This is a genomic window from Albimonas pacifica, from assembly GCF_900113695.1.
Classification (GTDB): Bacteria; Pseudomonadota; Alphaproteobacteria; order Rhodobacterales; family Rhodobacteraceae; genus Albimonas; species Albimonas pacifica.
The window spans coordinates 508605-534545 of the sequence record NZ_FOQH01000003.1 but is presented as its reverse complement, the minus strand read 5'-3'; the positions used below and the strand labels follow the sequence as shown (position 1 = coordinate 534545).

The 25941-nt window shown below is 72.3% G+C and carries 21 protein-coding genes and 1 tRNA gene; 15 read left to right on the top strand and 7 right to left on the bottom strand.

Annotated features, from left to right (window positions below; all coding sequences use genetic code 11):
• Nucleotides 1–24 precede the first annotated feature (24 nt).
• Together pdxH and BM064_RS08045 are read right to left on the bottom strand one after the other, a co-directional pair.
• Nucleotides 25–699 (bottom strand): pyridoxamine 5'-phosphate oxidase, encoded by a 675-nt coding sequence (gene pdxH / locus BM064_RS08050; RefSeq protein ID WP_092859314.1) that lies wholly within the window; start codon nucleotides 697–699, stop codon nucleotides 25–27.
• 451 nt (nucleotides 700–1150) lie between these two features.
• Nucleotides 1151–2122, bottom strand: a complete 972-nt coding sequence (locus BM064_RS08045) for a threonine dehydratase (protein ID WP_218160982.1) — start codon at nucleotides 2120–2122, stop codon at nucleotides 1151–1153.
• Nucleotides 2123–2372: 250 nt separating this feature from the next.
• Between BM064_RS08045 and fabI the strand changes: the two genes are divergently transcribed.
• From fabI to BM064_RS08025, 4 genes are all read left to right on the top strand, one after another.
• Nucleotides 2373–3194, top strand: a complete 822-nt coding sequence (gene fabI, locus BM064_RS08040; RefSeq protein WP_092859221.1) for an enoyl-ACP reductase FabI — start codon at nucleotides 2373–2375, stop codon at nucleotides 3192–3194.
• 327 nt (nucleotides 3195–3521) lie between these two features.
• The gene (gene gpt, locus BM064_RS08035) at nucleotides 3522–4034 is read left to right on the top strand and encodes a xanthine phosphoribosyltransferase (protein ID WP_092859220.1); all 513 of its coding nucleotides are present in this window, start codon (nucleotides 3522–3524) and stop codon (nucleotides 4032–4034) included.
• Nucleotides 4035–4944: 910 nt separating this feature from the next.
• Nucleotides 4945–5196 carry a GlsB/YeaQ/YmgE family stress response membrane protein gene (locus BM064_RS08030; protein ID WP_092859219.1) on the top strand — a complete coding sequence of 84 codons (252 nt, stop codon included), beginning with the start codon at nucleotides 4945–4947 and terminating at the stop codon, nucleotides 5194–5196.
• 31 nt (nucleotides 5197–5227) lie between these two features.
• Complete coding sequence (locus tag BM064_RS08025) at nucleotides 5228–6685, top strand: amidase (protein ID WP_092859218.1); 1458 nt, start codon at nucleotides 5228–5230, stop codon at nucleotides 6683–6685.
• 382 nt (nucleotides 6686–7067) lie between these two features.
• On the opposite strand, the gene BM064_RS08020 is transcribed toward BM064_RS08025, so the two are convergent.
• Nucleotides 7068–7721, bottom strand: coding sequence for a histidine phosphatase family protein (locus BM064_RS08020; protein ID WP_092859217.1), 654 nt, complete (start codon nucleotides 7719–7721; stop codon nucleotides 7068–7070).
• A gap of 25 nt (nucleotides 7722–7746) precedes the next feature.
• The gene (locus BM064_RS08015; protein ID WP_092859216.1) at nucleotides 7747–8778 is read right to left on the bottom strand and encodes an NADP-dependent oxidoreductase; all 1032 of its coding nucleotides are present in this window, start codon (nucleotides 8776–8778) and stop codon (nucleotides 7747–7749) included.
• A 490-nt stretch (nucleotides 8779–9268) separates the two neighbouring features.
• On the opposite strand from BM064_RS08015, the gene BM064_RS08010 reads away from it, so the two are divergent.
• Nucleotides 9269–9955 carry an RluA family pseudouridine synthase gene (locus BM064_RS08010; RefSeq protein WP_092859215.1) on the top strand — a complete coding sequence of 229 codons (687 nt, stop codon included), beginning with the start codon at nucleotides 9269–9271 and terminating at the stop codon, nucleotides 9953–9955.
• A gap of 368 nt (nucleotides 9956–10323) precedes the next feature.
• Here BM064_RS08010 and BM064_RS08005 read toward each other — a convergent pair whose 3' ends face one another.
• From BM064_RS08005 to BM064_RS07995, 3 genes are all read right to left on the bottom strand, one after another.
• Nucleotides 10324–11085 (bottom strand): crotonase/enoyl-CoA hydratase family protein, encoded by a 762-nt coding sequence (locus BM064_RS08005; RefSeq protein ID WP_092859214.1) that lies wholly within the window; start codon nucleotides 11083–11085, stop codon nucleotides 10324–10326.
• Nucleotides 11086–11172: 87 nt separating this feature from the next.
• Nucleotides 11173–14274: an efflux RND transporter permease subunit gene (locus tag BM064_RS08000; RefSeq protein ID WP_092859213.1), complete on the bottom strand. Its 3102-nt coding sequence runs from the start codon at nucleotides 14272–14274 to the stop codon at nucleotides 11173–11175.
• Between the two features lie 11 nt (nucleotides 14275–14285).
• Nucleotides 14286–15407, bottom strand: coding sequence for an efflux RND transporter periplasmic adaptor subunit (locus BM064_RS07995; RefSeq protein ID WP_092859212.1), 1122 nt, complete (start codon nucleotides 15405–15407; stop codon nucleotides 14286–14288).
• 595 nt (nucleotides 15408–16002) lie between these two features.
• Here BM064_RS07995 and BM064_RS07990 point away from each other — a divergent pair.
• The 10 genes from BM064_RS07990 to BM064_RS07945 all read left to right on the top strand — a co-directional run bounded on the left by BM064_RS07990 (nucleotide 16003) and on the right by BM064_RS07945 (nucleotide 25842).
• The gene (locus BM064_RS07990) at nucleotides 16003–17937 is read left to right on the top strand and encodes a thioester domain-containing protein (protein WP_092859211.1); all 1935 of its coding nucleotides are present in this window, start codon (nucleotides 16003–16005) and stop codon (nucleotides 17935–17937) included.
• A gap of 125 nt (nucleotides 17938–18062) precedes the next feature.
• Nucleotides 18063–18671, top strand: coding sequence for a hypothetical protein (locus BM064_RS27390; RefSeq protein ID WP_177236181.1), 609 nt, complete (start codon nucleotides 18063–18065; stop codon nucleotides 18669–18671).
• Between the two features lie 183 nt (nucleotides 18672–18854).
• Entirely contained in the window at nucleotides 18855–19382 is a 528-nt protein-coding gene (locus BM064_RS07980; RefSeq protein WP_092859209.1) for an SRPBCC family protein, read from the top strand.
• Nucleotides 19383–19455: 73 nt separating this feature from the next.
• Nucleotides 19456–19944 (top strand): (2Fe-2S)-binding protein, encoded by a 489-nt coding sequence (locus tag BM064_RS07975; protein ID WP_092859208.1) that lies wholly within the window; start codon nucleotides 19456–19458, stop codon nucleotides 19942–19944.
• Nucleotides 19945–19957: 13 nt separating this feature from the next.
• Nucleotides 19958–20752: an FAD binding domain-containing protein gene (locus tag BM064_RS07970; RefSeq protein ID WP_092859207.1), complete on the top strand. Its 795-nt coding sequence runs from the start codon at nucleotides 19958–19960 to the stop codon at nucleotides 20750–20752.
• Nucleotides 20753–20851: 99 nt separating this feature from the next.
• Nucleotides 20852–20927 (top strand) — tRNA-Ile (locus tag BM064_RS07965).
• 141 nt (nucleotides 20928–21068) lie between these two features.
• Nucleotides 21069–22502 (top strand): NAD-dependent succinate-semialdehyde dehydrogenase, encoded by a 1434-nt coding sequence (locus BM064_RS07960; protein ID WP_092859206.1) that lies wholly within the window; start codon nucleotides 21069–21071, stop codon nucleotides 22500–22502.
• Nucleotides 22503–22761: 259 nt separating this feature from the next.
• Complete coding sequence (locus BM064_RS07955; protein ID WP_092859205.1) at nucleotides 22762–23580, top strand: SDR family oxidoreductase; 819 nt, start codon at nucleotides 22762–22764, stop codon at nucleotides 23578–23580.
• A gap of 25 nt (nucleotides 23581–23605) precedes the next feature.
• Complete coding sequence (locus tag BM064_RS07950; protein ID WP_092859204.1) at nucleotides 23606–24520, top strand: SDR family NAD(P)-dependent oxidoreductase; 915 nt, start codon at nucleotides 23606–23608, stop codon at nucleotides 24518–24520.
• Nucleotides 24521–24666: 146 nt separating this feature from the next.
• Nucleotides 24667–25842, top strand: a complete 1176-nt coding sequence (locus BM064_RS07945; RefSeq protein WP_092859203.1) for an acyl-CoA dehydrogenase family protein — start codon at nucleotides 24667–24669, stop codon at nucleotides 25840–25842.
• Nucleotides 25843–25941 lie beyond the last annotated feature (99 nt).

The following is a 25941-nucleotide window of genomic DNA, read 5'->3' as shown; positions in this document are numbered from 1 at the left end:
GCCGGCCTGGGGCGGTCGTGGGGCTCAGGGGTTCAGGCGCCTCACGGTCCAGGTCCGCGCCTCGGGGCTGTCGCGGCGCCACTGGAAGCGGTCGTGCAGGCGGTGGGCGCCGTCGGCCCAGAACTCCATCTCCACCGGGCGCACCCGGAAGCCGCCCCAGAACGGCGGGCGCGGCGGGTTCAGCGGGTGGCGGGCGGCGACCTTCGCAACCTCGGCCATCAGATGCCCGCGCGAGCTCAGCTCCCGCGACTGCTCCGAGGCCCAGGCCCCCAGCCGCGACTGCAGCCCGCGCGAGGCGTAGTAGGCGTCGGCCTGCGGCCCCTCCTCCTTCTCCACCACGCCGCGCACGCGCACCTGGCGGCGCAGGCTCTTCCAGTGCAGCAGCAGCGCGGCCTTGCCGGTGGCGGCGAGCTCCCGCCCCTTGGCCGAGCCGTAGTTGGTGTAGAACACGAAGGCCCCGCCCGAGGGCGCGCCCATGCCCTCGATCTCCTTGAGCAGGACCATGCGCGAATTGGGCATCCCGGTCTCGTCGACGGTGGCGAGCGACATGGCGTTGCCGTCGTTGATCTCCGAGGCGAAGGCCTCCTCCAGCCAGCCCTGCGCCAGGGCGAACGGGTCGTCGCCGGCGAACTTGCCCTCGCGCCTCTCGGTCTCCTGGATGACGAACGGGCGGGGATCGACGGTGGCGTCGGCGGGCATGGGGCATTCCTCCATCAGGCCCGCCATAGGTCGCGCTCCCCCCGCCCCCCGTCAAGCCCGCCGCCCGCTTCCCGCACAGCCGAGCCAGCTTCCCGGCCGCCCCTGCCCGGCGCCCGGCCGGCCCGACGCCCTCCCCCTTCCACGTCCCTCGCCCCGCCCGCCGCCCGCGCCCCGGCGCGCCGCCGGCCGCGGGGCGCCGAGCGCCTGTTCTCCGGAGCCGTCCGTCGCTGATGCCGTGAGAGCGGCTCGCCCCCTCCGGTCAAGGATCGCGCAGCGACCGGCGAAGCCGGCTCGTCCTTGACCGGAGGGGGCGAGCCGCTCAGGCATCTTCAGCGACGGGCGGGTCCGGAGGACAGGCGCGCCCCCTGTTCTCTGGTGGGTCCCGAGCGGCCTCCCCGCGCGAAGCGCAAGCCCGAGCGAGCCCCGCCTCGCGAGGCCGCCGGCCCCGGGATCAGACCCGGGGCGTGCGCCCCGACATCACCTCCCGGTACTGCTCCGCATCGACGTTCCCGCCCGAGAGGATCGCGGCCACCTTGCGCCCCGCGATCCGCCCGCGCTCCGACAGCAGCCCCGCCGTCGCCACCGCGCCCGCGCTTTCGGCGAGGTTGTGGGTGTCGGCGTGCAGGGCGCGCATCGCTTCGGCCACCTGGTCCTCGGTGACCGTGATCACCCGGGCGGCGCCGCGCAGCAGGATCTCCAGCGCCTCGGGCGCGGGCGCGCGGCAGGCGACCCCGTCGGCGAAGGTCGCGGCGGTCTCGGTGCCCACCACCTTCCCCGCCGCGAAGCTCAGCGCATAGGCGGGGGCGGTCTCGGCCACCACGCCGACGATCTCGGTCGCAAGGCCCAGCCGGTCGCGCGCCTCGATCAGGCCGCAGCAGCCCGAGCCCATGCCGATGGGGACGTAGATCGTCGCGAGGTCGGGGACCGCGCGCATCAGCTCCAGCGCATAGGTGGCGACGCCGCGCACCAGCAGCGGGTGGAAGGGGCCGATGGCGTGCAGGTTCTCCTCGGCGGCGACGCGCATCGCCTCGAGGCGGGCGGCCTCGAAGTCGTGGCCGTGCTCGATCACCTCGGCGCCCCAGGCGCGCATGGCGGCGTTCTTCTCGACCGAGTTGCCATGCGGCACCCAGACCTTCACCGGAATCCCGTGTCGGCGCGCGGCGAAGGGGATCGACTGGCCGTGGTTGCCCCGCGTGGCGGTGGCGATCCCCGGCGCGCCCCCGCGCCGCGCGAGATCGTCCAGGTAGACCAGCCCGCCGCGCAGCTTGAAGGCGCCCGCGGGCGTGTGGTTCTCGTGCTTCAGCCAGACCTCCGCGCCCGCGCGCGCGCTCAGCAGCGGCCAGGCGTACTGGGGCGTCGGCGGCATCACGGCGTGCACCAGCTCCGCCGCGGCTTCGAGCTGGGCGAGGTCGAACAGGGCCATGGGAAACATCCTCGATCACGATCTGCGCGCCGACCCTATCCAGCCCCCGCGTCCCGCGCCACCGCCCCCGGCGCCGTCGCCCGCGCGCGCCCTCCCGCGGCCGGGCGGCGCGCCGGTGGATGCGTCGCGCGGGCGCATCGGTTCGCGCTCGCGATGCAGGGGCGTAACACTCTGAAACGCAGCGCGCCTTGATGGGGCGGGGAATATCGCATAGAGCCTGCCGCCACGAAGGAAGCCGGAGGAGCGGGGCATGGGCGGTCTGATGCAGGGCAAACGCGGCCTGATCATGGGCGTCGCGAACGACAAGTCGCTCGCCTGGGGGATCTCCAAGGCCTGCGCCGACGCAGGCGCCGAGCTCGCCTTCACCTACCAGGGCGACGCCCTGAAGAAGCGGGTCGAGCCGCTGGCCGCCTCCGTCGGCTCCACGCTGACGATGCCCTGCGACGTCTCCGACGCGGCCTCCATCGACGCGGCCTTCGCCGAGGTCGAGAAGACCTGGGGCAAGCTCGACTTCCTGGTCCACGCCATCGGCTTCTCCGACAAGTCGGAGCTGCGCGGGCGCTACGTCGACACCAGCCCCGAGAACTTCAAGCTGACCATGGACGTCTCGGTCTACTCCTTCACCGCCGTCGCGCAGCGGGCGGAGAAGCTGATGACCGACGGCGGCTCGATGCTGACGCTGACCTACTACGGCGCCGAGCGCGTCATGCCCCATTACAACGTGATGGGCGTGGCCAAGGCGGCGCTGGAGGCCTCGGTGCGCTACATGGCGATGGACCTCGGGCCGAAGAACATCCGGGTGAACGCGATCTCCGCGGGCCCGATCAAGACGCTGGCCGCCTCGGGCATCGGCGACTTCCGCTACATCCTGAAGTGGAACGAGCTGAACTCGCCGCTCCGCCGAAACGTGACCATCGAGGACGTGGGCAAGTCGGGCCTCTACCTGCTGTCGGACCTCGGTTCGGGCGTGACGGGAGAGACCCACCACGTCGACGCCGGCTACCACGTGGTCGGCATGAAGGCCGAGGACGCGCCGGACATCGACGTGGCGGTGAAGGGCAAGGCCGACTGACCGCGCCCGCCGTCGACGCAGCAAAGCGCCGGTCCCCCCAGGGACCGGCGCTTTGCGTCTCAGGGCCGAGGCGCCGCGTCCCGCGCCCGCCCGCCGCCGGCGTCCCGCCCGCGGCGCATCCCTGCGGCGCGCCCGGGGCGGCCGTCGCCGGGGGCGCGCCGCGGGGCCCGCGCCGCGGGCGCAGCGCCGGCCGCAGGCGCGGCCTCGACGCGGCGCCCCCCCTCGCGGCGCCCGTCCTGCGGCCGCGTCGCTGACGCGGACGTCTTGCCGGACGCCGCGCGCGACGCTAGGGGACGGGCGCAGCGCCCCTCGCCAGGAGACCCGAGCATGAGCCCAACCGACAGCCGCCTCCCCCACGAGAAGGGCTTCCACGTCAGCTGGGACCAGATCCACCGCGACAGCCGGGCGCTGGCCTGGCGGCTGGACAAGCGCGGGCCCGGCGAGGGCGGCGCCTGGAAGGCGGTGGTCGCGATCACCCGCGGCGGCATGGCGCCGGCGATGATCCTGGCGCGCGAGCTCGACATCCGCATCGTCGACACGATCTCGGTGAAATCCTACAACCACCAGGCCCAGATGGACGCCAAGGTGCTCAAGGCGCCCGACGCCGAGCTGATGGGCGACGGCGCGGGCATCCTCGTGGTCGACGACCTGGTCGACAGCGGCAAGACGCTGGAGCTGGTCCGCCGCCTCTACCCCAAGGCGCATTTCGCCACCGTCTACGCCAAACCCAAGGGCCGGCCGATGGTGGACACCTTCATCACCGAGGTCTCCCAGGACACCTGGATCTTCTTCCCCTGGGACATGGCCCTGCAGTACGTCGCCCCCTACCGCGGCGACTGAGCGCGCGCCGCCCCGGGGCCTGCGGGCCCCGCCGGGGCCGGCGCGGACGGCCCGGACGGCCCGAAGCCGAAAGCGGAACGCCCGAAGCCGAAAGCAGGACGGCCGCGCCCCCAGAGCGCGGCCGTCCTGCGTTCGGCGGGGTCCGCGGGGTTTCCGCGAGGGTCCGACCGGGTCGGGCGATGACGGTCCCGCGAGCCTCCCCATGGCTCGCGGGACCTGTGCCGCTGTTCAGCGCTTCGCCGTCTTGCCGCCACGGCGGAGACCTGAACGCGCGGCATCCCTGCGCGAGGCGCGGCGCGGCGGATCCTCGTCCGCAGCCCCGCCCGTCGCCTTTCAGGCGCCCCGACCGGAGATCCGCATGCGCAACAGCGCGACACGAATTCACCTGTCGTTCACCTACTAGTAGAGCGATTCCCCCCTCCGACGCCAGCGTTTTCTTCGAAACGAGATGTCTCTCCACCGGCGATGCGGATCACCCTCCGACATGCACCCTGAGGTTGCAAGCCCTTCCTGCGCCCGGCGACGCATCGGCCGGAACGCCGCCGCGCGCCCGCGAGGCCGCGGCGAGAAAAAAGCCGCGCCCGAAGGCGCGGCCAGTTCGACAGGGAGGAGTGCAGGCGCAGCCCATGTCGCGCCTGCAGGACCCACACTCGCCCAAAAAGGTTAACGCAACATGAGCCCCCGACGGTCCGTTCCCGGGCGCGACGTCCTGCGGCTCCGCCGCCCGCGCCGCGCCCGTCCTGTCCCGCTCCGCGCCCGGGCGCGCTTGACCCCGGGCGCGGCGGAACGGATGGTCGGGGCTCCGCGGGCCGCCCCCGCGCCGCGGCCCTCCCCCGGGCCCGCGCGGACCGGCCCCGCCCCCCGCCGCCGCCCGCCCCTCCGCGAGGCGGCCGCAGCGCAGGAGACCCTGATGGGAGAGATCGGCTGGTTCGCCTTCCTGATCGTCGGCATCGCCGCCGGCTGGATCGCGGAGAAGGTGATGAAGCGCAACCACGGCCTGCTGACCAACCTGGCGGTGGGCATCGTGGGGGCCTATCTGGGCGCCTACCTCTTCGGCGTGCTCGGCCTCGACCTGGGCGACGACTTCTTCGGCCGGCTCGCCACCGCCACCGCCGGCGCGGTGGCGCTGCTGGCGATCATCAACCTCGTCCGCCGGGCCTGAGCCCCGGCCCCGCGTGACCAGCAGGACCCCCATGACCGACATTCTCGAAGCCGGCGGCGCCGCGCTCGCCCCCCTGATCCGCGCAGGCCAGGTCTCGGCCGAGGAGGTGATGCGCGCCCATCTCGACCGCATCGCCGCGGTGAACGACGGCGTGACCGCCATCGTCTCCCAGCGCGACCCCGACGACTGCCTCGCCGAGGCCCGCGCCGCCGACGAAGCCCGCGCGGCCGGCGAGCCGCTGGGCCCGCTCCACGGCCTGCCGATCGCGATCAAGGACCTGACGGCGACGAAGGGGCTGCTGACCACGATGGGCTCGCCCCTCTACGCGGACCTGGTGCCCAATGCCGACAGCCCGATGGTGGCGCGCATCCGCGCCGCCGGCGCGCTGATCGTGGGCAAGACCAACACGCCCGAGTTCGGCCTCGGCTCGCACACCATGAACCCGATCTTCGGGGCCACGAAGAACCCCTGGGACCGCTCGCGCTCCGCCGGCGGCTCGTCGGGCGGCGCGGCGGTGGCGCTGGCGATGCGGATGCTGCCGATCGCCGACGGCTCCGACCAGATGGGCTCGCTGCGCAACCCGGCGGGCTGGAACAACGTCTTCGGCTTCCGCCCGTCCTGGGGGCGGGTGGCGAACGACTCGAGCTTCGACCTCTACGCCCACCAGCTCTCGACCGAGGGGCCGATGGGCCGCTCGGTCGCCGACATGGCGCTGCTCCTCGACGTCCAGGCCGGCTACCAGCCCGAGGCGCCCCTCTCCCACGGCAAGCGCGACGTCTTCACGCCCGGCCTGACCACCGACGACCCGCGCCCCTGGGCGAAGGGCCTGCGCATCGGCTGGATCGGCGACTGGAACGGCGGCTGGCCGATGGAGCCCGGCATCCTCGAGACCTGCGAGGCCGCCCTCAAGGTCTTCGAGGCCCTCGGCGCCGAGGTCGTCCCGCTGGTCCCCGACCACTCGCGCGAGGAGATGTGGGACAGCTGGACGACGCTGCGCCACTGGGGCGTCGCCGCCCGCTCGGCCGTGGAATACGAGAACCCGGAACGCCGCAAGCTCCTGAAGCCCGAAGCGATCTGGGAGATCGAGAACGGCCTCGCCCTCTCGGCGATGGACATCCACCGCGCCAGCGTCCAGCGCGCCCGCTGGCACCGCAAGCTCCTGCATGTCTTCGAGAGCGTGGACCTGCTGGCCATGCCCTCCGCCCAGGTCTGGCCCTTCCCGGTCGAGGACCGCTGGCCGCAGGAGATCGCGGGCGTGAAGATGGACACCTACCACCGCTGGATGGAGTGCGTGCTGCCCACCTCGCTGGGCGGGCGCCCCGCGGTCTGCGTCCCGGCGGGCTTCGGCCCCGCCGGCGGCCCCGGCGCCGGGCTGCCCATGGGCCTGCAGCTGATGGGCGCCCCGCGCGGCGACCTCGAGGTCCTGCGCGCCGCCGCCGCCTTCGAGGCCGAGGCCCCCTGGACCCGCCGGGCCCCGCCCGCCGCCTGACGCCTCGCGGGCGCGCCTCCCCCGGCGCGCCCGCCCCCGCGTTTCCAGCGCATCACGGGCCGCAAGCGCCCCTCGCCCCACGCCCCGCTCGGTGAGCGCCTGTTCTCCGGAGCCGTCTCTCGCTGATGCCGTAAGAGCGACTCGCCCGGAGCGGTCAAGGATCGCGAAGCGACCCCCGAAGGGGGCTTGTCCTTGACCGCTCCGGGCGAGTCGCTCAGGCATCTTCAGCGAGAGACGGATCCGGAGAACAGGCGCGGGCCCTGTTCTTGGGTGAGTCGGGAGCCCGCCGGAGGCTCCCGCCCCCGACGTCTCTTCCCGAAGCCCCTCGCAGGCGCCGCCCCTGCCAAGCCCGCCCGCAGGGCGCCTGTAGACCCATCCCCTCTCAGGACCAGGTGATCAGCTCCGGCCGGTCGTCGAGATGCGGCGTCTCGTTGAAGCTCAGCAGGCTCAGCCGCTCCGCCCGCCCGGCGAGCCGGGTATAGGAGCTGTTCTTCACCTGCATCTGCAGCCGCGCCGCCATCTCCGGCGGCGAGCCAAGGATCGTGCGCACCATCTGACCGATGGTCCCGCCCGACGAGACGCAGAACACCGGCCGGTCCGTCCCCTCCGCCGCCTGCCGCAGCGCATCGGCGACGTTCTCCTCGTAGTCCACGAAGGACTGCGAGCCGTCGATCTCGCCCCGGTGCCAGGCCATCAGCGCCTGCACCATGGTCCGGTAGTAGGTCTTGCGCTCGGCCTTGTCCGGCGCCGGGTTCCCCTTCGCGATCCAGTCCCGGATCAGGCTGTCGGCGTCGTTCTCGTTGAAGCCCGAGTGCACGATCGGCTCCGGCGCGCCGCCGAGGCCCTCGGCGAGGGCCTCCGCGGTCTCGCGCTGGCGCTTCAGCGTGCCGACCATCATCCGCGCCGGGCGGATGTCGCGGGCGGCCAGCCACTCTCCCAGCATGCGCGCCTGGGCGACGCCGTGGTCCGAGAGCTTGTCGTAGTCGGCCGCCCCGAACGAGGCCTGCCCGTGGCGGATCAGCCAGACATGGCTCATGCGCGCGTCCCCCTCTGCGGCCGCCTCACGACGGGTCCGCGCCCACGCGCACCAGCTGCTTGCCGAAGTTCTCGCCGCGCAGCAGGCCCAGGAAGGCCTCGGGGGCGTTCTCGAGCCCGTCGGTGACCGTCTCGCGGAACTTCACCCGGCCGGACTTCACCAGCGGCCCGACCTCGGCCAGGAACGGCTTCATCAGGTCCATGTGGTCCGAGACGATGAAGCCCTGCGCGCGCAGCTTCTTGACCAGCAGCGTGCGCCACAGCAGGGGCAGCTGGTTCTGGTCGCCCATGGTGTTGCCGGAATAGAGCGAGATCATCCCGCAGATCGCGATCCGCCCGAACGGCTTCATGTTGGGCAGCACGCCCAGCAGGGTCTTGCCGGCGACGTTCTCGAAATAGCAGTCGAAGCCGCCGGGCGCGGCCTGCGCCATCTTCTCGGCCATCTGCTTGCCGTCCTCGACCGAGCGGTGGTCGATGCAGGCGTCGGCGCCCAGCTCCTCGACCACATAGGCGCACTTGTCGGCCCCTCCGGCGACGCCGACCACGGTCATGCCCTTGATCTTGGCGAGCTGCGTGACGACCGCGCCCACCGCGCCCGAGGCCGCCGAGACGCAGATCGTCTCGCCGCTCTTGCCCTCCAGGATCCGGTTCAGCCCGACATAGGCGGTCTGCCCCGGCATTCCCAGCACGCCCAGCGCGGTGGAGATCGGCGCGATCGAGGGATCGACCTTGCGCATCCCCTCCCCATCCGAGACGCCATGCGTGGCCCAGCCCATCCGGCCCACCACGATGTCGCCGGGCTTGTAGTCGGGGTGGTTCGACTCGACCACCTCCGAGACGGTGCCCCCCTCCATGGTGCCGCCGATCTCGACCGGCTTGGCGTAGGAGGGGCCGTCGTCCATCCGCCCGCGCATGTAGGGATCGAGCGACAGCCAGATGGTGCGCGCGACGAACCGGCCGGGCCCGGGCGAGGGGATCTCGCCCTGCTCCAGCCGGAAGTTGTCGGCGGTGGGCCAGCCCTTTGGGCGACTGGCGAGGGCGATGCGCTGCATGGACATGAGGGGCTCCCTGGGCCTCGCGCGGCATACCCGCGCGTATGTTCTGGTCGGCCGGATAATGGCGACGGGGAAGGCGCGGATCAAGGCATGCGTCCGGGCGGGGGATCGGCGACGTGGCGGGACGGGCGCCGAGGCGCCGCGTCGGGCCGCGCGCGCGGGGCGAGGCCCCGCCCGCGGCGCAGGGCGGGCGCGGCGCCCGGGGCGGGCGTCGCCCGCGGCCGTCGCCGCACGGTCCGCGCGCAGCCTGCGCCTGCGGCGGGCCGGGCCCGCCCGCGGCCGCGCGAGGGCGAGAGCCGTCGGGCCTGTGCGCGGGGGCGGGGCGGGGGCGCGCGCGGCGGGTCCGACGCGCGGGCGCAGGCGGGCGCAGCGCGGTCTCGGCCCTTGACGGCCCGCCCCGGCGGAGCGGAGAGAGGGCCATGACGCCCGGTCCTCTCCCCCGCGCCCTGCCCGCCCCCTTGCATCGCCCATCCCGGGCGGCCGCGGGCGGCGCATGACGGGTTTCGTGCTGCCGCCGCTGCGCCCGCTCGCCTATGCGCCGCCGCCGGGCCTGCCGGTGATCCACGTGGACGCGCACCTCCTGGCCGTGGACAAGCCCTCGGGCCTGCTGACGGTGCCGGGGCGCGACCCCGGCCTCGCCGACTGCGTGGCGGCGCGGGCCGAGGCCGCCTTCCCCGGCGCCCGCATCGTGCACCGGCTGGACATGGACACCTCCGGCGTGCTGGTGCTGGCGCGCACGCCCGAGGCCCAGCGCCACCTGGGCCTGCAGTTCGAGCGTCGCCACGCCGCGAAGCTCTACGAGGCGGTGGTGGCGGGCCTGCCCGAGGCGGAGGCGGGGACCGTCGACCTGGCGCTCGCCGCCGACTGGCCGCAGCGCCCCCGACAGCGCCCCGACCCCGCCGGCCGCCGCGCCGTCACCGACTGGGAGACGCTGGCCCGCGACCCGCAGGCCCCGCCGCGCGGCGCGACCCGGCTCGCCCTGCGCCCGCTGACCGGGCGCAGCCACCAGCTCCGCGCGCATCTTCTGGCGCTCGGCCACCCGATCCTCGGCGACGCGCTCTACGCCGACGAGGCCGCCTACGCCGCCGCGCCCCGCCTGATGCTCCACGCCCGCCGGCTGGAGCTGCGCCACCCCGTCGGCGGCGCCCCCCTGACGCTCGAGGCGCCCTGCCCGTTCTGAGACGCGACGCCCGCCCCGGGCCGCGCCGCCGGCCATGCCTCGCAAAGCGCCTGTTCTCCGGAGCCGTCTCTCGCGGATGCCGGAAAGAGCGACTCGTCCCGGCCGGTCAAGGATCGCGCAGCGACCCCGCGAAGCGGGGCTTGTCCTTGACCGGCCGGGGCGAGTCGCTCAGGCATCCATCAGCGAGAGACGGCGCCGGAGAACAGGCGCGGGGCTTGTTCTTGGGTGAGTCAGGAGCCCGCCGGAGGCTCCCACGCCCGAAGCCCCCTCACCGCCCTCCGCAGCTGTGCGCCCCAGCCAAGCCCGCCCGCAGGGCGCCTGCAGACCGCTCGGAGGAGGCGCCTGCACCTCCCGCAGCCCGCGCCAGCCTAGAACTTCCCGTGGCGCCCTTCGCCCTCGCTGAAGCGGCCGGCGCCGGAGAAGCTCTCGCCGCTCGCCACCGTCTTCATGCCGATCTCGAACTCGCGCGCCAGGGCCCCGGCCTCGTCGAGGCCCCATTGCTCCATCGCCGCCTGCCGGTCGCCGCGCAGGCAGACCTGCGGGAAGGCCGCGATCTCGTGGGCGAGGGCCAGCGCCGTCGGCAGCGCCTCGCCCGGGGCGCAGACCCGGTTGGCGAGGCCGATGGAGACCGCCTCCTCGGCATGCACGGGCCGGCCGGTCAGGATCAGGTCCATGGCCCGGGAGTGCCCGATCAGCCGCGGCAGGCGGAAGGTTCCGCCGTCGACCAGCGGCACGCCGAAGCGGCGGCAGTAGACGCCCAGCACCGCGTCCGAGGCCATCACCCGCAGGTCGCACCACAGGGCCAGCTCCAGCCCCCCCGCCACCGCCGGCCCCTCGATCGCGGCGATCACCGGCTTGGTCAGCCGCATCCGCGTGGGCCCCATCGGCCCCGGCCCGTCCACGGGCATCCGGCGCCGGTCGCCCGCGGCCATGGCCTTGAGGTCGGCGCCGGCGCAGAAGAACCCGCCCTCGCCGGTCAGGATCGCGACCGAGGCGGAGGCGTCCGCCTCGAACTCGGCGAAGGCGCGGTGCAGGGCGAGCGCGGCGGCGCTGTCGACGGCGTTGCGCCGCTCCGCCCGGTTGATGGCGACGACGGTCGCGGGACCGTCCTTGAAGATGACGACGGACATGAGCTCCTCCCGGTTTCGGGGGAGCTTGCGCGGATTCGCCTCCCTGCGCGAGAGGCCGGGTCGACGGCCGGCGACCCGGCCCCGGCCCTACTCGGCCGGAGTGCGCACCTCCTCGGCCAGCGCGCGGTCGAGCTCCTGCGCCACGGCGGTGCGCGGCCGGGTGAAGCGGACCATCAGGTCGTAGAGCACCGGCGTCAGGAACAGGGTCAGCGCCGAGGCCGCCCCGAAGCCGCCGATGATCACCCAGCCGATCGCCTCGCGCGCCTCGGCGCCCGCGCCGGTGGAGACCACCAGCGGCAGCGCGCCCAGCAGCGTCGAGATCACCGTCATCATCACCGGGCGCAGGCGCGCCACCGCCCCCTCCAGCGCCGCCTCGCGCACCGAGGCGCCCTCGTCGCGCAGCTGGTTGGCGAACTCCACGATCAGGATGCCGTTCTTGGCCATCAAGCCGACCAGCAACACCAGTCCCACCTGCGTGTAGATGTTCAGCGACTGGTCGGTCAGCCACAGCGTCGCCAGCGCCCCCGACAGGCCCAGCGGCACCGTCATCAGGATCACCAGCGGGTCCACGAAGCTCTCGAACTGGGCGGCCAGCACCAGGTAGACCACCAGCACCGCGAAGACGAAGGTCCACACCGCCCCGCCCGAGGTCTCCTGGAACTCCCGGCTCTGGCCGTCGAAGGCGATCTGCGCCTCGGGGGGGAGCACCTCGGAGGCCAGGCGCTCGACCTCGGCGATGGCGGCGCCGAGGTCCATGCCGTCGGCGAGCGAGGCCGAGATCTCGATGGACGGCAGCCGGTTGAAGCGCGACAGCTCCGGCGTGGCCGCGCCCTCGGACGAGCGCACCAGCGCCGAGATCGGCACCAGCGCCCCGGTGGAGCCGGAGCGGACGTACATCGAACCCAGGTCCTCGGCCGTCCTGCGCACATCCTCGCGCGCCTGCAGGATCACGGGGTATTCGCGGCCCCGCTCGATCCAGCCGGTGACCTCGCGGCCGGCGAAGAAGGTCTGCAGCGTGGCGCCGATGTCCTCGATGGAGATGCCCAGATCGTCGGCCAGCGCCCGGTCCACCTCGATGCGCAGCTCGGGCTGCGTCTCCTCGAAGTCGGTGTCGAGGTTCTCGAGCCCCTCGATCGCGCCCATCGCCTCGAGCAGCGTGGCGCTCCATTCCTGCACCGAGAGGAAGTCCGGCCCCAGCACCTTCACCTGCAGGGGCGAGCTGGAGCCGCGCAGGCCCAGCCCCGAGGGCTGGATCGGGAAGGCGCGCGCGCCGGGGATCGAGACCATCTGCGGCACAAGCCCGTTGACGATCTCCTGGCTCGACCGCCGCCCGCTGCTCCAGTCCGACAGGCGCACCACCACGAAGGCGCGGTGGGTCTCGCCGCGGAAGCCGACGATGGAGAAGATGCGCGTCGCCTCGCCGCTCTCCAGCAGGGGCCGGAGGCGCTCTTCGACCTCGCGCACCTCGCGGTCGGTGTAGGCGACCGTAGAGCCCTGGGGCGCGGTGACCGAGACGAAGAACACCCCGCGGTCCTCGCGCGGCGAGAGCTCCTGCGCCACCTGCCCATTCAGCCACGCGGCCGAGGCGGCGATGGCGAGCGCCAGCGCCACCACCACCAACGGGAAGCCCATCACCGTCCGCAGCACGGCGCGGTAGAGCGTCTCGGTCCGGGTCAGCAGCCAGTTCACGCCGCGCTCCAGCGCCCCGCCCGAGCCCTGGCGCAGCACCTTGTGGCAGAGCACCGGGGTCAGGGTCAGGGCGACGACGGTCGAGAAGGCCACGGCGACGGCCATGACGATCCCGAACTCTGTGAACAGGCGCCCCACCTGGCCCTCGAGGAAGGAGATCGGGATGAACACCGAGATCAGCGTGACCGAGGTGGCGATGACCGCGAAGACCACCTGGTTGGCGCCGCGCATGGCGGCCGCCGCGGGGGGCTCGCCCCGCTCCACCCGGCGCTGGATGTTCTCCAGCACCACGATGGCGTCGTCGACCACGATGCCGATGGCCAGGATCAGCGCGAAAAGCGTGAGGATGTTGATCGAGAAGCCGAAGGCGTAGATGCCGGCCACCGCCCCGATCAGCGCCACCGGGATCACCACCGCCGGCGCCAGGGTGGCGCGGGGGCTGCCGAGGAAGAGGAAGATCACCAGCACCACCAGCCCCACCGCGATGGCGAGCGTGGTCAGCACCTCCTCGATCGAGGACTGGATGAAGACGGCGTCGTCGGAACTGACGAAGATCTCCATCCCCGGCGGCAGGGTGGCCTGGATGTGCTCCAGCTCCGCGCGCACCGCCTGGGAGATGGCGATGGTGTTCGCCTGGCTCTGGCGCGCGACGCCCAGGCCGATGGCGTTGCGGCCCTCGGAGCGGACCAGCGTCTCGTCGTTCTCGGCGCCGACGAAGACGGTCGCGACCTCGCCGAGGCGCACGGGCGTGCCGTCGACCATGGCCACGACCAGCTCGCGGAATTCGTCGGGCGTCTCCAGCCGGGTGGCGGCGCGCACCTGGAACTGGCGCCACAGCGAGACGACCTCGCCCGCGGGGAGTTCCACGTTGTTGGTGCGCAGGGCCTCGCCGATCTCGGTGGCGGTCAGCCGGCGGGCGGCCATCGCCGAGGGGTCGAGCCCGATGCGCATCGCGTAGCGCCGGTTGCCCCAGATGGTGACCGAGCTGACCCCCTCCAGCGTCGCCAGCCGGTCGATGATGTAGCGCTCGGCATAGTCGGTGATCTGCGGGGGCGTGTGCCGGTCCGAGACGATGGACAGGCGCAGCACCGGGTCGGCGTCGGAGTCGTTCTTGTAGATCCGCGGCTCCTCCGCCTCCTCCGGCAGGCGGGAGATCACGCGGCCCACCGCGCCGCGCACGTCGTTGGCGGCCTCGTCCACGTCGCGCGAGGTGAGGAAGGTGACGACGATGCGGCTGTCGCCCCGCTCGGACGAGCTCTCGATCCGGTCGACGCCGGCGACGCCGGCCACCGCGCTCTCGATCACCTCGGTGATCTGCGTGTCGACGACCGAGGGCGCGGCCCCGCGCCAGGAGGTCTGGATGGTGACGGTGGCCGCGTCCACGTCGGGCAGCTCGCGCACCGGCAGGCGGGTGAGCGAGACGAGGCCGATCACCACGATCAGCATCGACAGCACCGCCGCGAAGACCGGGCGGCGGATGAAGAAGCCGGGGAGCGACATGGGCGGGCTCCTCAACCGGCGGAGGCGGGGGCGGCGGCGCGCGCCTCGGGGGCGGACTCGCCGGCGTCGGTGCGCGGCTCCTCGCCCAGCACCCGCACCGGGCCGCCGTCGCGCACCTTCTGCACGCCGCGCACCACCACCCGCTCGCCCGCGCTCAGGCCCTCGAGGATCTCGGCCTCGCCGGCGCGGCGGCCGCCGACGGTCACGGCGCGGCGCTGCACGGTGTCCTCGGGGGTGACGACGTAGAGGTGGACGTCGCCCGCCTCGGTCACCAGCGCCTCTTCCGGCGCGATCACCCCGGGGCGGGAGCCCATCACCAGGTCGACCTGCATGAACACGCCCGCGGGCAGGCGCAGGCCGGGGTTGGCGAAGCGCGCCCGCACCAGGAAGGAGCGCGAGACCTCGTCCACCCGCCGGTCGATCGCCTCGACCACGCCCTCGAAGGTCTCGTCCGGGAAGATGCTGGTGCGCGCGCGCACCGGCGCGCCGATCTCGACGTCGCCGAAGAAGCGCTCGGGCACCATGAACTCGAGATCGAGTTGGGAGATGTCCTCCAGCATCGCGACGGGGGTCGAGGTCGAGACCACCGCGCCCTCGTCGAGCTCGGAGAAGCCGATCACGCCGCTGAACGGGGCGCGCAGGATCATGTGGCCGAGGTCGGTGCGCGCGGCGTCGAGGCGGGCCTCGGCGCGCAGCATCGCGGCCTTGGCGCTGTCGTAGACCGAGGCGGTGGTGCGCCCCTGCTCCTGCAGCGCCGCGGCGCGGTCGAAGGCGGCCTCGGCCTCGGCGAGCTCGGCCTGGGCGACGGCCAGCGCCGCGCGCTCGGACCCGTCGTCGAGGGTGGCGAGCGGCTCCTCCGCCTCCACCGGGTCGCCGTCGCGGAACTGGATCGCGGTCACCCGGCCGCCGACGGCGAAGCGCAGCTCGACCGAGCGCAGCGCCCGCCCGGTGCCCACGGCCGAGACCACGCGCTCCACCTCGCCGGCGGTCGCCTGCGCCACCACCACCCCGGGCGCGGGGCGGGCGCGCTGGGCCTGCTCGGCCGCGGGCTGCTCCGATTGCTGGTGGATGAACCAGCCGGCGCCGCCGGCGAGCACGGCGAGAACGAGGAGCTGCTTTGCGATCGAGGCCATTCACCGGGTCCGGAAAGACGACAGGCGCCGCGCCGGCGATTCCGGCGGGCGTCGCGCGGAATCAAGCGCGCTATGCGGCGCCGCGGCAAGCGCATTCTTCGTGACGCGCCTTCGCATTCGCGCGAGCGGGCGGGAGCCGGCGAGTCGCTCCGCAGGCCCCATTTCGGCCCCGTTTCGCCCTGAACCGGCGCCGGACGCCGCCGCGCCCGCCGATCCCGGGCGCGGCTCCGCGCGGCGCACGGGGCGGCTGCGACGGGGACAACGCGATGAAATCAATGCGCTTCCGGCCGAAGCCGGCCCGCGATCCCCCGCCATTCATCGTGTTTTTCGAATGAGAGCGATTTCAGGGCATTTCACTTTCTGTTAATCGCGGATATGAAGACTCGTACAAGTCGTGTGGTCGAGTATCGCGACGACGCTCGGTTCGATCGGGGGCAGGTCGGATCTGAAGCGTCGCCACTCGCGAATTTCCAAGCGTCAGCGTCTGTGAGTCGAGTTCGCACCGTCGGGGGGGTCCCGATGGCGCTGGGGACATGCGCGCGCTTGCCTTCTCGGGAACGGATGCGGCGCGGCATAGCGATCACGGGGATCTGCTGTGACGTACGGCTATTTGAACTATGGCTCCGGCTCGGGGTCCTTCTCGGGCTATTCGAAGGGCCATGGCGGCTCCGGCCATGACGCCTGGGGGTCCAAGGGCGGCTACGGCGGGTCGTCGGGCGGCCACGGGGGATCCTCGGGGGGCTGGGGTTCTTCGGGGGGATCGTCCGGGGGCTGGGGCGGGTCGAAGGACCACGGCGGATCCAAGGGCGGCTCCTCCTGGGGCTCTTCCTCCTCCTGGGGCGACAAGGACGATTGCGGCTGGGGCGGCTCGAAAGGCGGCTCCGGCTGGGGCGGGTCCAAGGGCGGCTCGTCCTGGGAGTCCTGCGGCGCCAAGGGCGGCTACGGCGGCTCCAAGGGCGGCGCCTCCTGGGGCGGCAAGGACGATCACGGCTGGGGCGGCAAGGGCGGCTGCGGCCCCGACGAGACGCCCGAATTCGAGCCCGGCGCCGAGGTGGCGCAGTGCAGCTTCACCCTCGAGCTCGACGGCGTGAAGGTGGTGGTCACCGTCACCCAGCTCGAGAACGACGCCCTGCGCTTCGACGTGGTCGTGGCCGACGACGCGGCCCGCATCGGCGACCTGCGCGGCCTGTTCTTCAACGTCGACGACGGGGTCGAGGGCGACCTCGCGATCTACGGCGACGACGTGACCGAGTCGAAGTTCGGCCACGAGTCGGTCAACGACCTCGGCAACGGCGTCAACGTCAAGGGAACCGGCGCCGCCTACGACGTGGGCGTCGAGTTCGGCAGCTCCGGCGTCGGCGCGGACGACGTGCGCTCGACCACGTTCTACCTGGTCAACCTCGACGGCGCGCTGACGCTCGACGACCTGGCCGACCAGGGCGTCGCCGCGCGCCTGACTTCGGTCGGCGAGGAGGGCGGCCGCCGCGAGGACTCGCTCAAGATCACCGGCGAGACCGGCGCGCTCGACTGCGGCGGCTTCAACAACGCCGCCCCGCCCGAGCCGGCCGACGACGCGGCCGCGGTCTGCGCCGGCGACCAGGTGACGATCGACCTGCTGGCCAACGACCTCGACCCCGGCGAGACCGACTTCGGCGCGGAGGAGAACTGGGGCCTGACCATCGCCGCGGTGTTCACCGCCACCGGCGCCCAGTATTTCGCCGACCTCGCCCCGGGCGAGTGGATCACCCTCGACAGCGGCGCGCGGGTGACGCTCGTCGACGGCGAGCTGGTCTACGACTCCGCCGGCGTCTGGGACGACCTGCTGATCGGCGAGCACGCGGTCGACACCTTCGAATACGCGGTGTTCGATTCGGACGGCGCCCCCGGCTTCGCCGAGGTGTCGGTGACCATCGGCGGCGCGCTGAACCTCGTCGAGACGATCGGCAACGACGACCCGGCTTCGGCCTTCGTCGACCTGCTGGGCCTGCCCGGCGGCGGCGGCATCACCGGCGCGTTCGACTTCGCGGGCGATCTCGCCGGCCTCGGCGGCGGCTACACGCAGATCTACTGCATCGACCGCGACCGGCCGCTGAACACAGCGCCGACCGACGTGCTGGTCTACTCGAGCCTCGACGCCGACGGCCTGCCCACGACCTCGTTCGACGGCGGCTCCTTCGTCGACAACCCCGAGAACCTCGACCTCGTGAACTGGATCCTGAACCAGGGCTACGAGGGGACCTACAGCTACAACGACATCCAGAGCGCGATCTGGCAGCTCGTGGACGACCGCGGCGGCATCGATACGCTGATCTTCACGCCGGGCATCCAGCTCAGCGCGGGGGCCGCGGCGATCGTGGCCGCCGCCCAGGCCGAGGGCGAGGGCTTCGTCCCCGACGCGGACCTCGGCCAGACGGTCGGCATGATCTTCCAGCCGGTCTCCGGCAGCGAGGAGAGCGGCTACGTCTCGAACGGCCAGATCTTCATCGCCGGCTTCCAGCTCGAGGACTGCGACGCGCATATGCTGATGTGATCGACGCGGGGCCGCGGGGGCGCGCCCCCGCGGCCCCGCGTCCAGGGACGGGGCGCCCGGCCGAAGGCCGGCCAGGCGCCCGCAGACGAGACCGAAACGACGCGGCACATGAGACGTGGGGGTCCATGAACATGCGATCTATCTTGATGGGAATCGTCGCGCTGCTGGGGCTGTTCCCGCTCGCGGCCGGCGCGGTGTCCATCAGCGACTACACGATCCTGATCCCGGACGGCGTGAACAGCGGCCCGGGCTACGAGGAGGGGGGCGTCGTCTATTTCGAGGACCGCTGGGTCGACGTCTGCGCGGCGACCTGCAACGACGGCGCGGTGATCACCTGGGACCTGGTGAACGACACCGCCTCGCCCTACGCGATCAGCGTCACGGGCTACGCCCAGAACGCCGGCGGCGGGAACCCCGAGTTCCTGAACTTCTTCATGTACGCCGGCAACGCCGACACCTACGCGGCCAGCACGCTGCGCTGGGTGCTGCTGCCGACCTCCGGCTCGGCCGGCAACGTCATGGCCCCGCAGCAGACCTCCCCCGCGGTGACGCTGATCATCCCGGCGATGACGACCTACTACGTGGTGGCCTCCTACGACACGGCCAAGGCGGCCGACTTCGTCGAGGTGGCGATCACCGGCGCGACCCCGATTCCCCTGCCCGCGGCCCTGCCCCTGCTGGGCGCCGGGCTGGCCGGGCTGGCGCTGACCGCCCGCGGGCGCCGGCGCGGCTGAGCCCGCGCCGCATCCCGGGACCGCCCTGCGATACGCCCGCCCCGCGCGTCGGGGCGGGCGCTTCGTTTTGCGGAGCCTCCTGCCCCCTAGGGGGTTGCGCCGAAGCCGGTCGAGGGTCTTATCTGTGTCGCCCGGGCGGGATCGTCTCCACGGCGACCGTCCGAACCGAACAAGGAGAGCGATGTGGAACTCAAGGGGTCTCGCGTCATCGCCGCGCCCCGCGCCGCCGTCTGGCTGGCGCTGAACGACCCGGACGTTCTGGGCGCCTGCATTCCCGGCTGCCAGGAGCTGACCGGCTCCCCCGAGGAAGGCTTCACGGCGACCGTCGTCCAGAAGGTCGGGCCGGTGAAGGCCACCTTCAAAGGCGAGGTCACGCTGGAGGACGTCGTCGAGGGCGAGAGCTACCGGATCGTGGGCGAGGGCAAGGGCGGCGCCGCCGGCTTCGCCAAGGGCGCCGCGGCGGTGAAGCTGACCGCACTGAGCGAAACCGAGACGCAGCTCGACTACGACGTCGAGGCGAAGGTGGGGGGCAAGCTCGCGCAGCTCGGCTCCCGCATCATCGACGGCTTCGCCAAGCAGATGGCCGACAAGTTCTTCGGCAACTTCCAGAAGGTGGTCGAAGGCGGCGACAAGGACGAGGCCGGGCCTGAGGACATGCTCGAGGCGCCGGCCGAGGAGAAACGCGGCTGGCTCAAGAAGCTGATCGGCTGAACGCCGGTCGGCCGGGCGATCCGGCGGCGAACACGAGCGAGCGAAACGCCAGCAAGACGGGGAGAACGCGGCGATGCCGACGATTTCGATGACGGTGAACGGCAAATCCGTTTCCGGCGAGGCGGAGGGACGCACCCTCCTGGTCAGCTTCCTGCGCGAAGAGCTCGGGCTGACCGGGACCCACGTGGGCTGCGACACCTCCCAGTGCGGGGCCTGCATCGTGCACGTGGACGGGCAGAGCGTGAAGGCCTGCACCATGTTCGCGGCCGAGGCCGAGGGCGCGCAGGTGACCACGATCGAGGGGATGGCCAATCCCGACGGCTCGCTGGGCGTGATCCAGCAGGCCTTCCAGGACAACCACGGCCTGCAGTGCGGCTTCTGCACCCCGGGCATGGTGATGACCGCGGCCGACCTTCTCAAGAACAACCCCAACCCCTCCGAGAAGGAGGTGCGGGAGTATCTGGAAGGCAACCTGTGCCGCTGCACGGGCTACCACAACATCGTCAAGTCGATCCTCGCCGCCGCCGCCACGATGCGCGGCGAGCAGGTCGCGGCCGAGTAAGGGGGACGCGCGCATGTACGCCTTCGATCTCGTCAAACCCAAGTCGCTGGCCGAAGCCATCGAGGCCCTGCAGGCCGACGAGGCGCAGCCGCTGGGCGGCGGCCAGACCCTGATCCCGACGCTGAAGCAGCGCCTGGCCATGCCCGGCTCGCTGGTCAGCCTTGCGGGCATCGCCGAGCTGGTGGGCATCTCCGCCTCCGGCGGCGTGCTGAGCGTGAAGGGCGCCACCACCCACGGCGCCGTGGCGGCCCAGACCGACTTCCCGGGCCTCGCCGGCCTCGCGGGCAAGATCGGCGACCCGGCCGTGCGCCACCGCGGCACCATGGGCGGCTCGATCGCCAACAACGACCCGGCGGCCTGCTACCCCTCGGCGGCGCTGGCCTGCGGGGCGACCATCGTCGTCGCCGGCAAGGACGGCACGCGCGAGATCGCGGCCGACGACTACTTCCAGGGCCTGTTCACGACGGCGCTCGAAGAGGGCGAGATCGTCACCGAGATCCGCTATCCGATCCCCCAGGCCTCGAACTACCAGAAGTTCGAGCAGCCGGCCTCGCGCTTCCCGCTGGTGGGCGTGTTCGTCGCGAAGTTCGCCGACAAGGTGGGCGTGGCGGTGACCGGCGCCGGCGAGAACGGCGTCTTCCACTGGGAGGAGGCCGAGGCGGCGCTCGCCTCGAACTTCTCCCCCGAGGCGGTCGAGGGGCTGACGGTCTCGGCCGACGGCCTGATGGGCGACATCCACGCGACGCCCGAGTACCGGGCGCACCTGATCAAGGTGATGACCAAGCGGGCCGTGGCGGCCTGCGCCTGAGACGAGTTCCGAAGCGGGCCGCCGGATCCTCCGGCGGCCCGTATGCCATCCATTGCGCCCGTGCGGAGCGGCGGCTATCGAAGGGACGCCGCGCCGCGGGGGCCCGTAGCTCAACGGTCAGAGCAGACCGCTCATAACGGTTTGGTTGCAGGTTCGAATCCTGCCGGGCCTACCAGCGCATGCCGGACATTCCCCGCCCCGACGACGCCCGCTGCGGGCGTTGTTCACGCGAAACGGGCGCCTACTTCCAGGACCAGCGAGCGCGCCACGAGACGCGGCCAGCCGGACCTGATCTCCGAAACCGGGAGGATCCCCGATGAATTACCCTGAGACCCAGCTTCTGATCGACGGCGAATGGCGCGGCGGCGTCGAGGGCAAGTGGATCGACGTGCTCGATCCCGCCACCGACGAGGTGATCGGCCGCGTCGCCCATGCGACCCGCGCCGACCTCGACGCGGCGCTGAAGGCCGCCAAGCTCGGCTTCGCCACCTGGTCGGGCATCTCGGCCTACGACCGCGCGAAGATGATGCGCAAGGCCGCCGACAACCTGCGCGCCCGCGCCGACGACATCGCCTGGATGATGACGCGCGAGCAGGGCAAACCGCTGGCTGAGGCCAAGGGCGAGGTCATGGCCGGCGCCGACGTCATCGACTGGTTCGCCGAGGAAGCCCGCCGCACCTACGGGCTGATCATTCCCGCCCGCGCCCCCGGCGTCACCCAGATGGCGATGAAGCTGCCCGTCGGCCCCGTCGCCGCCTTCACGCCCTGGAACTTCCCGATCAACCAGGTGGTGCGCAAGCTCTCGGCCGCTCTGGCCACCGGCTGCTCGATCATCGTCAAGGCGCCGGAGGAGACCCCGGCCTCCCCCGCAGCCCTGATCAAGGCCTTCCAGGATGCGGGCATCCCCGCAGGCGTGATCAACCTCGTCTACGGCGTGCCCTCGGAGATCTCCGAGTACCTGATCCCGCACCCCGTGATCCGGAAGGTGACCTTCACCGGCTCCACCCCCGTGGGCAAGATGCTGGCGGGCCTCGCCGGCCAGCACATGAAGCGCGCCACGATGGAGCTGGGCGGCCACGCGCCGGCGATCGTCTTCGACGACGCCGACATCGCGACCGCCACCAAGCAGCTCGTCGCCTTCAAGACCCGCAACGCGGGGCAGGTCTGCATCTCGCCGACCCGCTTCCTGGTGCAGGAGAAGGTCTACGACAAGTTCGTCGCCGACTTCACCTCGGCCTACGGCGCGATGGTGGTGGGCAACGGGCTGGAGAAGGAGACCCAGATGGGCCCGCTCGCCAACGAGCGGCGCATCCCGACCATCGAGGCGATGGTGAACGACGCCCGCGAGCGCGGCGCCGAGATCACCACCGGCGGCGAGCGGATCGGCAACGTGGGCAACTTCTACAAGCCCACCGTGATCGCCGGCGCGCCGCTCGATTCGAAGATCATGAACGAGGAGCCCTTCGGCCCCGTCGCCGTGATCAACCGCTTCAAGGACTTCGACGAGGTGGTGGAGGAGGCGAACCGCCTGCCCTACGGCCTGGCGTCCTACGCCTACACCGGCTCGTCGCAGACCGCGCAGAAGCTGGGGATGCAGGTCGAGGCGGGCATGACCTCGATCAACCACATCGGCCTGGCCCTGCCCGAGGTGCCCTTCGGCGGCATCAAGGACTCCGGCTACGGCTCCGAGGGCGGCTCCGAGGCGGTCGAGCCCTATCTGGTGCAGAAGTTCGTCACCACCCTGGCCTGATCGCGGGCCCAGGCGAGACAGGCGCCCGGCGGGACACCGCCGGGCGCTTTCGCGTTCTGCGGGCCTCGTCCGTCCCGACGATCCGGGCGGCCGGGCGCGGCCGCAGGATCGCGGCCCGTCCCGCGCGACAATTTGCGGTCTCAGCGCGTCGCCTAGCGGAACGCATCGCCATTGCACCCCGTCGCCCGCCCGGCGATAGTGCGCCCAACCGACAGACGGAGCGGCCATGCAGCCGCCCGCCCCCGAGGGGAGGACCCGTATGACCATAACCCGCGACCCGCGCTTTGATTTTACCGGCCGGAAGGTATTCGTGGCCGGCGGCACCAGCGGCATCAACCAGGGCATCGCCGAGGCTTTCGCCGTCAACGGCGCCACGGTCGGCGTGTTCTCGCGCAGCCAGGAGAAGGTGGACGCGGCGGTCGAGCGGCTGAAGGCGCTCGGCGACGCCCCCGCCTTCGGCATGGCCGGCGACGTGCGCAAGCCCGAGACGGTCGAGGCGGCCCTCAAGGCCTTCCACGAGGCGCATGGCGAGACCGACGTGCTGGTCTCGGGCGCCGCGGGCAACTTCCTGGCGCCGGCCGCCGAGATGTCGCCCAACGCCTTCGCCACCGTCATCGGCATCGACCTCAACGGCACCTTCAACGTGCTGCGGCTGGGCTATCGGTATACCGCCAAGCCCGGCGGCTCGATGATCGTGATCTCGGCGCCCCAGTCCACGCGCGCCACGATGTACCAGGCGCACGCCTGCGCGGCGAAGGCGGGCATCGACCAGCTGATCCGCGTGCTGGCGCTCGAGTGGGGGCCCGTGGGCATCCGCGTCAACGGCATCGTGCCCGGCCCCATCGCGGGGACCGAGGGCGTCGACCGGCTGTTCAACACCGACGCGGCGCGCAAGCAGCTGATCGAGAAGACGCCCCTGCGGGTGATGGGCGGGCTCGAGGACTGCGCCAACATGGCGATGGTGCTCTCGACCGACCTCACGAAATACGTCACCAGCGCGATCATTCCCGTCGACGGCGGCACCACCGTCGCCGGCGGATCCGACTACGGCTCCGACGTCTCGCGTCGGAACGCCTGATCCATCAGGACCTAAGGAGAACTCCATGAGCGGACTTCTGGACGGCAAGGTCGTCGTCGTCACCGGCGCGGGCGGCGGCATCGGTCGCGACATGGCGCTGGCCTGCGCCAAGGCCGGCGCCAAGGTGGTCGTCAACGACATCGGCGCCTCCGTCTCGGGCGAGGGCGGCGACACGGGCCCCGCCAAGCAGGTGGCCGAAGAGATCAAGGCCGCCGGCGGCGAGGCGGTTCCCAACACCGACTCGGTGGCCGAGCCCGCGACCGCGAACGCGATCATCCAGCAGGCCGTGGACACCTACGGGCGCGTCGACGGCGTGATCAACAACGCCGGCATCCTGCGCGACCGCATCTTCCACAAGATGTCCGAGCCCGAGTGGGACGCGGTCATCAAGGTGCACCTCTACGGCGCCTACTACATGTCCAAGGCCGCCGGGACCTTCTTCAAGGAGCAGGAGTCGGGCGCCTTCGTGCACATGACCTCGACCTCCGGGCTGATCGGCAACTTCGGGCAGGCCAACTACTCGGCCGCGAAGCTGGGGATCGCCGCGCTGTCGAAGTCGATCGCGCTCGACATGCAGCGGTTCAACGTGCGCTCGAACTGCATCGCGCCCTTCGCCTGGTCGCGCATGATCGCCTCGATCCCCGTGGACACGCCCGAGCAGGCCGCCCGGGTCGAGAAGATGAAGCGGATGACCACGGCCAAGATCGCGCCGCTGGCCGTGGCGCTGCTGTCGGACAAGGGCTCGGACGCCAACGGCCAGATCTTCGCCGTGCGCGCCAACGAGATCTTCCTGATGTCCCAGCCGCGCCCGATCCGCTCGGTCCACACCGCCGAGGGCTGGACCCCCGAGAGCGTGATCGAGACCGCCCTGCCCGCCCTGAAGGGCAGCTTCTTCGATCTCGACCGCTCGGGCGACATCTTCACCTGGGATCCCATCTGATCCCGGCCCCGGCCCGCCCAGCCGGGGCGGGCCTGCGCTTCCGGACCCGCCTCACCCGGGGCGGGCCGACCCCGGACGCGATCCCATGCGCCGGCCCCGCGCCGGCGCATCGCAACGCGCCCCAAGATCCCCGACAGGAGCTGACCATGGCCAACGCCGGCGTCGACGACGACATCTTCGAAGCCCTTCTCGAGACGGTCGAGCGCTTCGTGCGCGAACGCCTGATCCCCGCCGAGCCCACCGTCGAGGAGAACGACGAGATCCCCGCCGACATCGTGGCGGAGATGAAGGCCATGGGCCTGTTCGGCATCTCCATCGGCGAGGAGTACGGCGGACTGGGCCTGTCGACGATGCAGGAGGCCCGCCTGATCGAGGCGCTGTGCAACGCCTCCCTCGTCTTCCGCTCCCTGATCGGCACCACCGTGGGCATCGGCTCGCAGGGCATCGTCATGGACGGCACCGAGGCGCAGAAGCGCGAGTGGCTGCCCAAGCTCGCCACCGGCGAGGCGATCTCGGCCTTCGCGCTGACCGAGCCGGACTACGGCTCCGACGCCAGCCGCATCAAGACCTCGGCCCGGCGCGAGGGCGACGACTTCATCATCAACGGCACCAAGCGCTACATCACCAACGCGCCCTATGCGTCGGTGTTCACGCTGATGGCGCGGTCCAACCCCGAGATTTCGGGCGCGCGCGGCATCTCGGCCTTCATCGTGCCCGCCGACACGCCCGGCATCACGGTGGCCAAGCCCGACAAGAAGATGGGCCAGCGCGGCGCCAAGACCGCCGACGTGATCTTCGAGAACGTGCGCGTGCCGGCCGCCAGCATCGTCGGCGGGCCGGAGAACGAGGGCAAGGGCTTCGTCACCGCGATGAAGGTGCTCGACCGCGGCCGGGTGCACATCTCGGCGATGGCCACCGGCACCTCGCAGCGGATGCTCAACGAGGCGACCGACTACGCCATGGACCGCAAGACCATGGAGAAGCCGATCGCCGAGCATCAGCTGGTGCAGGCGATGCTGGCCGACTGCCAGACCGAGATCTACGCCATGCGCTCGCTCGCCCACATGGCCGCCAAGCTCTACGACGAGAAGGGCGCCGCGCCGATGGAGGCCGCCTGCGCCAAGTATTTCACCACCGAAGCCGCCGGCCGCATAGCCGACCGCTGCGTGCAGATCTTCGGCGGCGCCGGCTACATGGCCGAATACGCGATCGAGCGGCTCTACCGCGACGTGCGTCTGCTCCGCATCTACGAGGGCACCAGCCAGATCCAGCAGACCACCATCGCCAAGGGCCTGGTCAAGCGCCGCGCCGAGCAGCGCTGAGCCCCGCGACGCCGGGACCTGAGGGGGCGGGCGCGTCGGCGTCCGCCCCCTTCGCGTGCGCGCCCGGCGCGCCCCGCTCTCGCGGCCTCGCGAGCGCCC

Bases quoted from the DNA above. Each gene is read 5' to 3' on its own strand.
- pdxH (WP_092859314.1), bottom strand. From the start codon at position 699: ATGCCCGCCGACGCCACCGTCGATCCCCGCCCGTTCGTCATCCAGGAG.
- BM064_RS08045 (WP_218160982.1), bottom strand. From the start codon at position 2,122: ATGGCCCTGTTCGACCTCGCCCAGCTCGAAGCCGCGGCGGAGCTGGTG.
- fabI (WP_092859221.1), top strand. From the start codon at position 2,373: ATGGGCGGTCTGATGCAGGGCAAACGCGGCCTGATCATGGGCGTCGCG.
- gpt (WP_092859220.1), top strand. From the start codon at position 3,522: ATGAGCCCAACCGACAGCCGCCTCCCCCACGAGAAGGGCTTCCACGTC.
- BM064_RS08030 (WP_092859219.1), top strand. From the start codon at position 4,945: ATGGGAGAGATCGGCTGGTTCGCCTTCCTGATCGTCGGCATCGCCGCC.
- BM064_RS08025 (WP_092859218.1), top strand. From the start codon at position 5,228: ATGACCGACATTCTCGAAGCCGGCGGCGCCGCGCTCGCCCCCCTGATC.
- BM064_RS08020 (WP_092859217.1), bottom strand. From the start codon at position 7,721: ATGAGCCATGTCTGGCTGATCCGCCACGGGCAGGCCTCGTTCGGGGCG.
- BM064_RS08015 (WP_092859216.1), bottom strand. From the start codon at position 8,778: ATGTCCATGCAGCGCATCGCCCTCGCCAGTCGCCCAAAGGGCTGGCCC.
- BM064_RS08010 (WP_092859215.1), top strand. From the start codon at position 9,269: ATGACGGGTTTCGTGCTGCCGCCGCTGCGCCCGCTCGCCTATGCGCCG.
- BM064_RS08005 (WP_092859214.1), bottom strand. From the start codon at position 11,085: ATGTCCGTCGTCATCTTCAAGGACGGTCCCGCGACCGTCGTCGCCATC.
- BM064_RS08000 (WP_092859213.1), bottom strand. From the start codon at position 14,274: ATGTCGCTCCCCGGCTTCTTCATCCGCCGCCCGGTCTTCGCGGCGGTG.
- BM064_RS07995 (WP_092859212.1), bottom strand. From the start codon at position 15,407: ATGGCCTCGATCGCAAAGCAGCTCCTCGTTCTCGCCGTGCTCGCCGGC.
- BM064_RS27390 (WP_177236181.1), top strand. From the start codon at position 18,063: ATGAACATGCGATCTATCTTGATGGGAATCGTCGCGCTGCTGGGGCTG.
- BM064_RS07975 (WP_092859208.1), top strand. From the start codon at position 19,456: ATGCCGACGATTTCGATGACGGTGAACGGCAAATCCGTTTCCGGCGAG.
- BM064_RS07970 (WP_092859207.1), top strand. From the start codon at position 19,958: ATGTACGCCTTCGATCTCGTCAAACCCAAGTCGCTGGCCGAAGCCATC.
- BM064_RS07960 (WP_092859206.1), top strand. From the start codon at position 21,069: ATGAATTACCCTGAGACCCAGCTTCTGATCGACGGCGAATGGCGCGGC.
- BM064_RS07955 (WP_092859205.1), top strand. From the start codon at position 22,762: ATGACCATAACCCGCGACCCGCGCTTTGATTTTACCGGCCGGAAGGTA.
- BM064_RS07950 (WP_092859204.1), top strand. From the start codon at position 23,606: ATGAGCGGACTTCTGGACGGCAAGGTCGTCGTCGTCACCGGCGCGGGC.
- BM064_RS07945 (WP_092859203.1), top strand. From the start codon at position 24,667: ATGGCCAACGCCGGCGTCGACGACGACATCTTCGAAGCCCTTCTCGAG.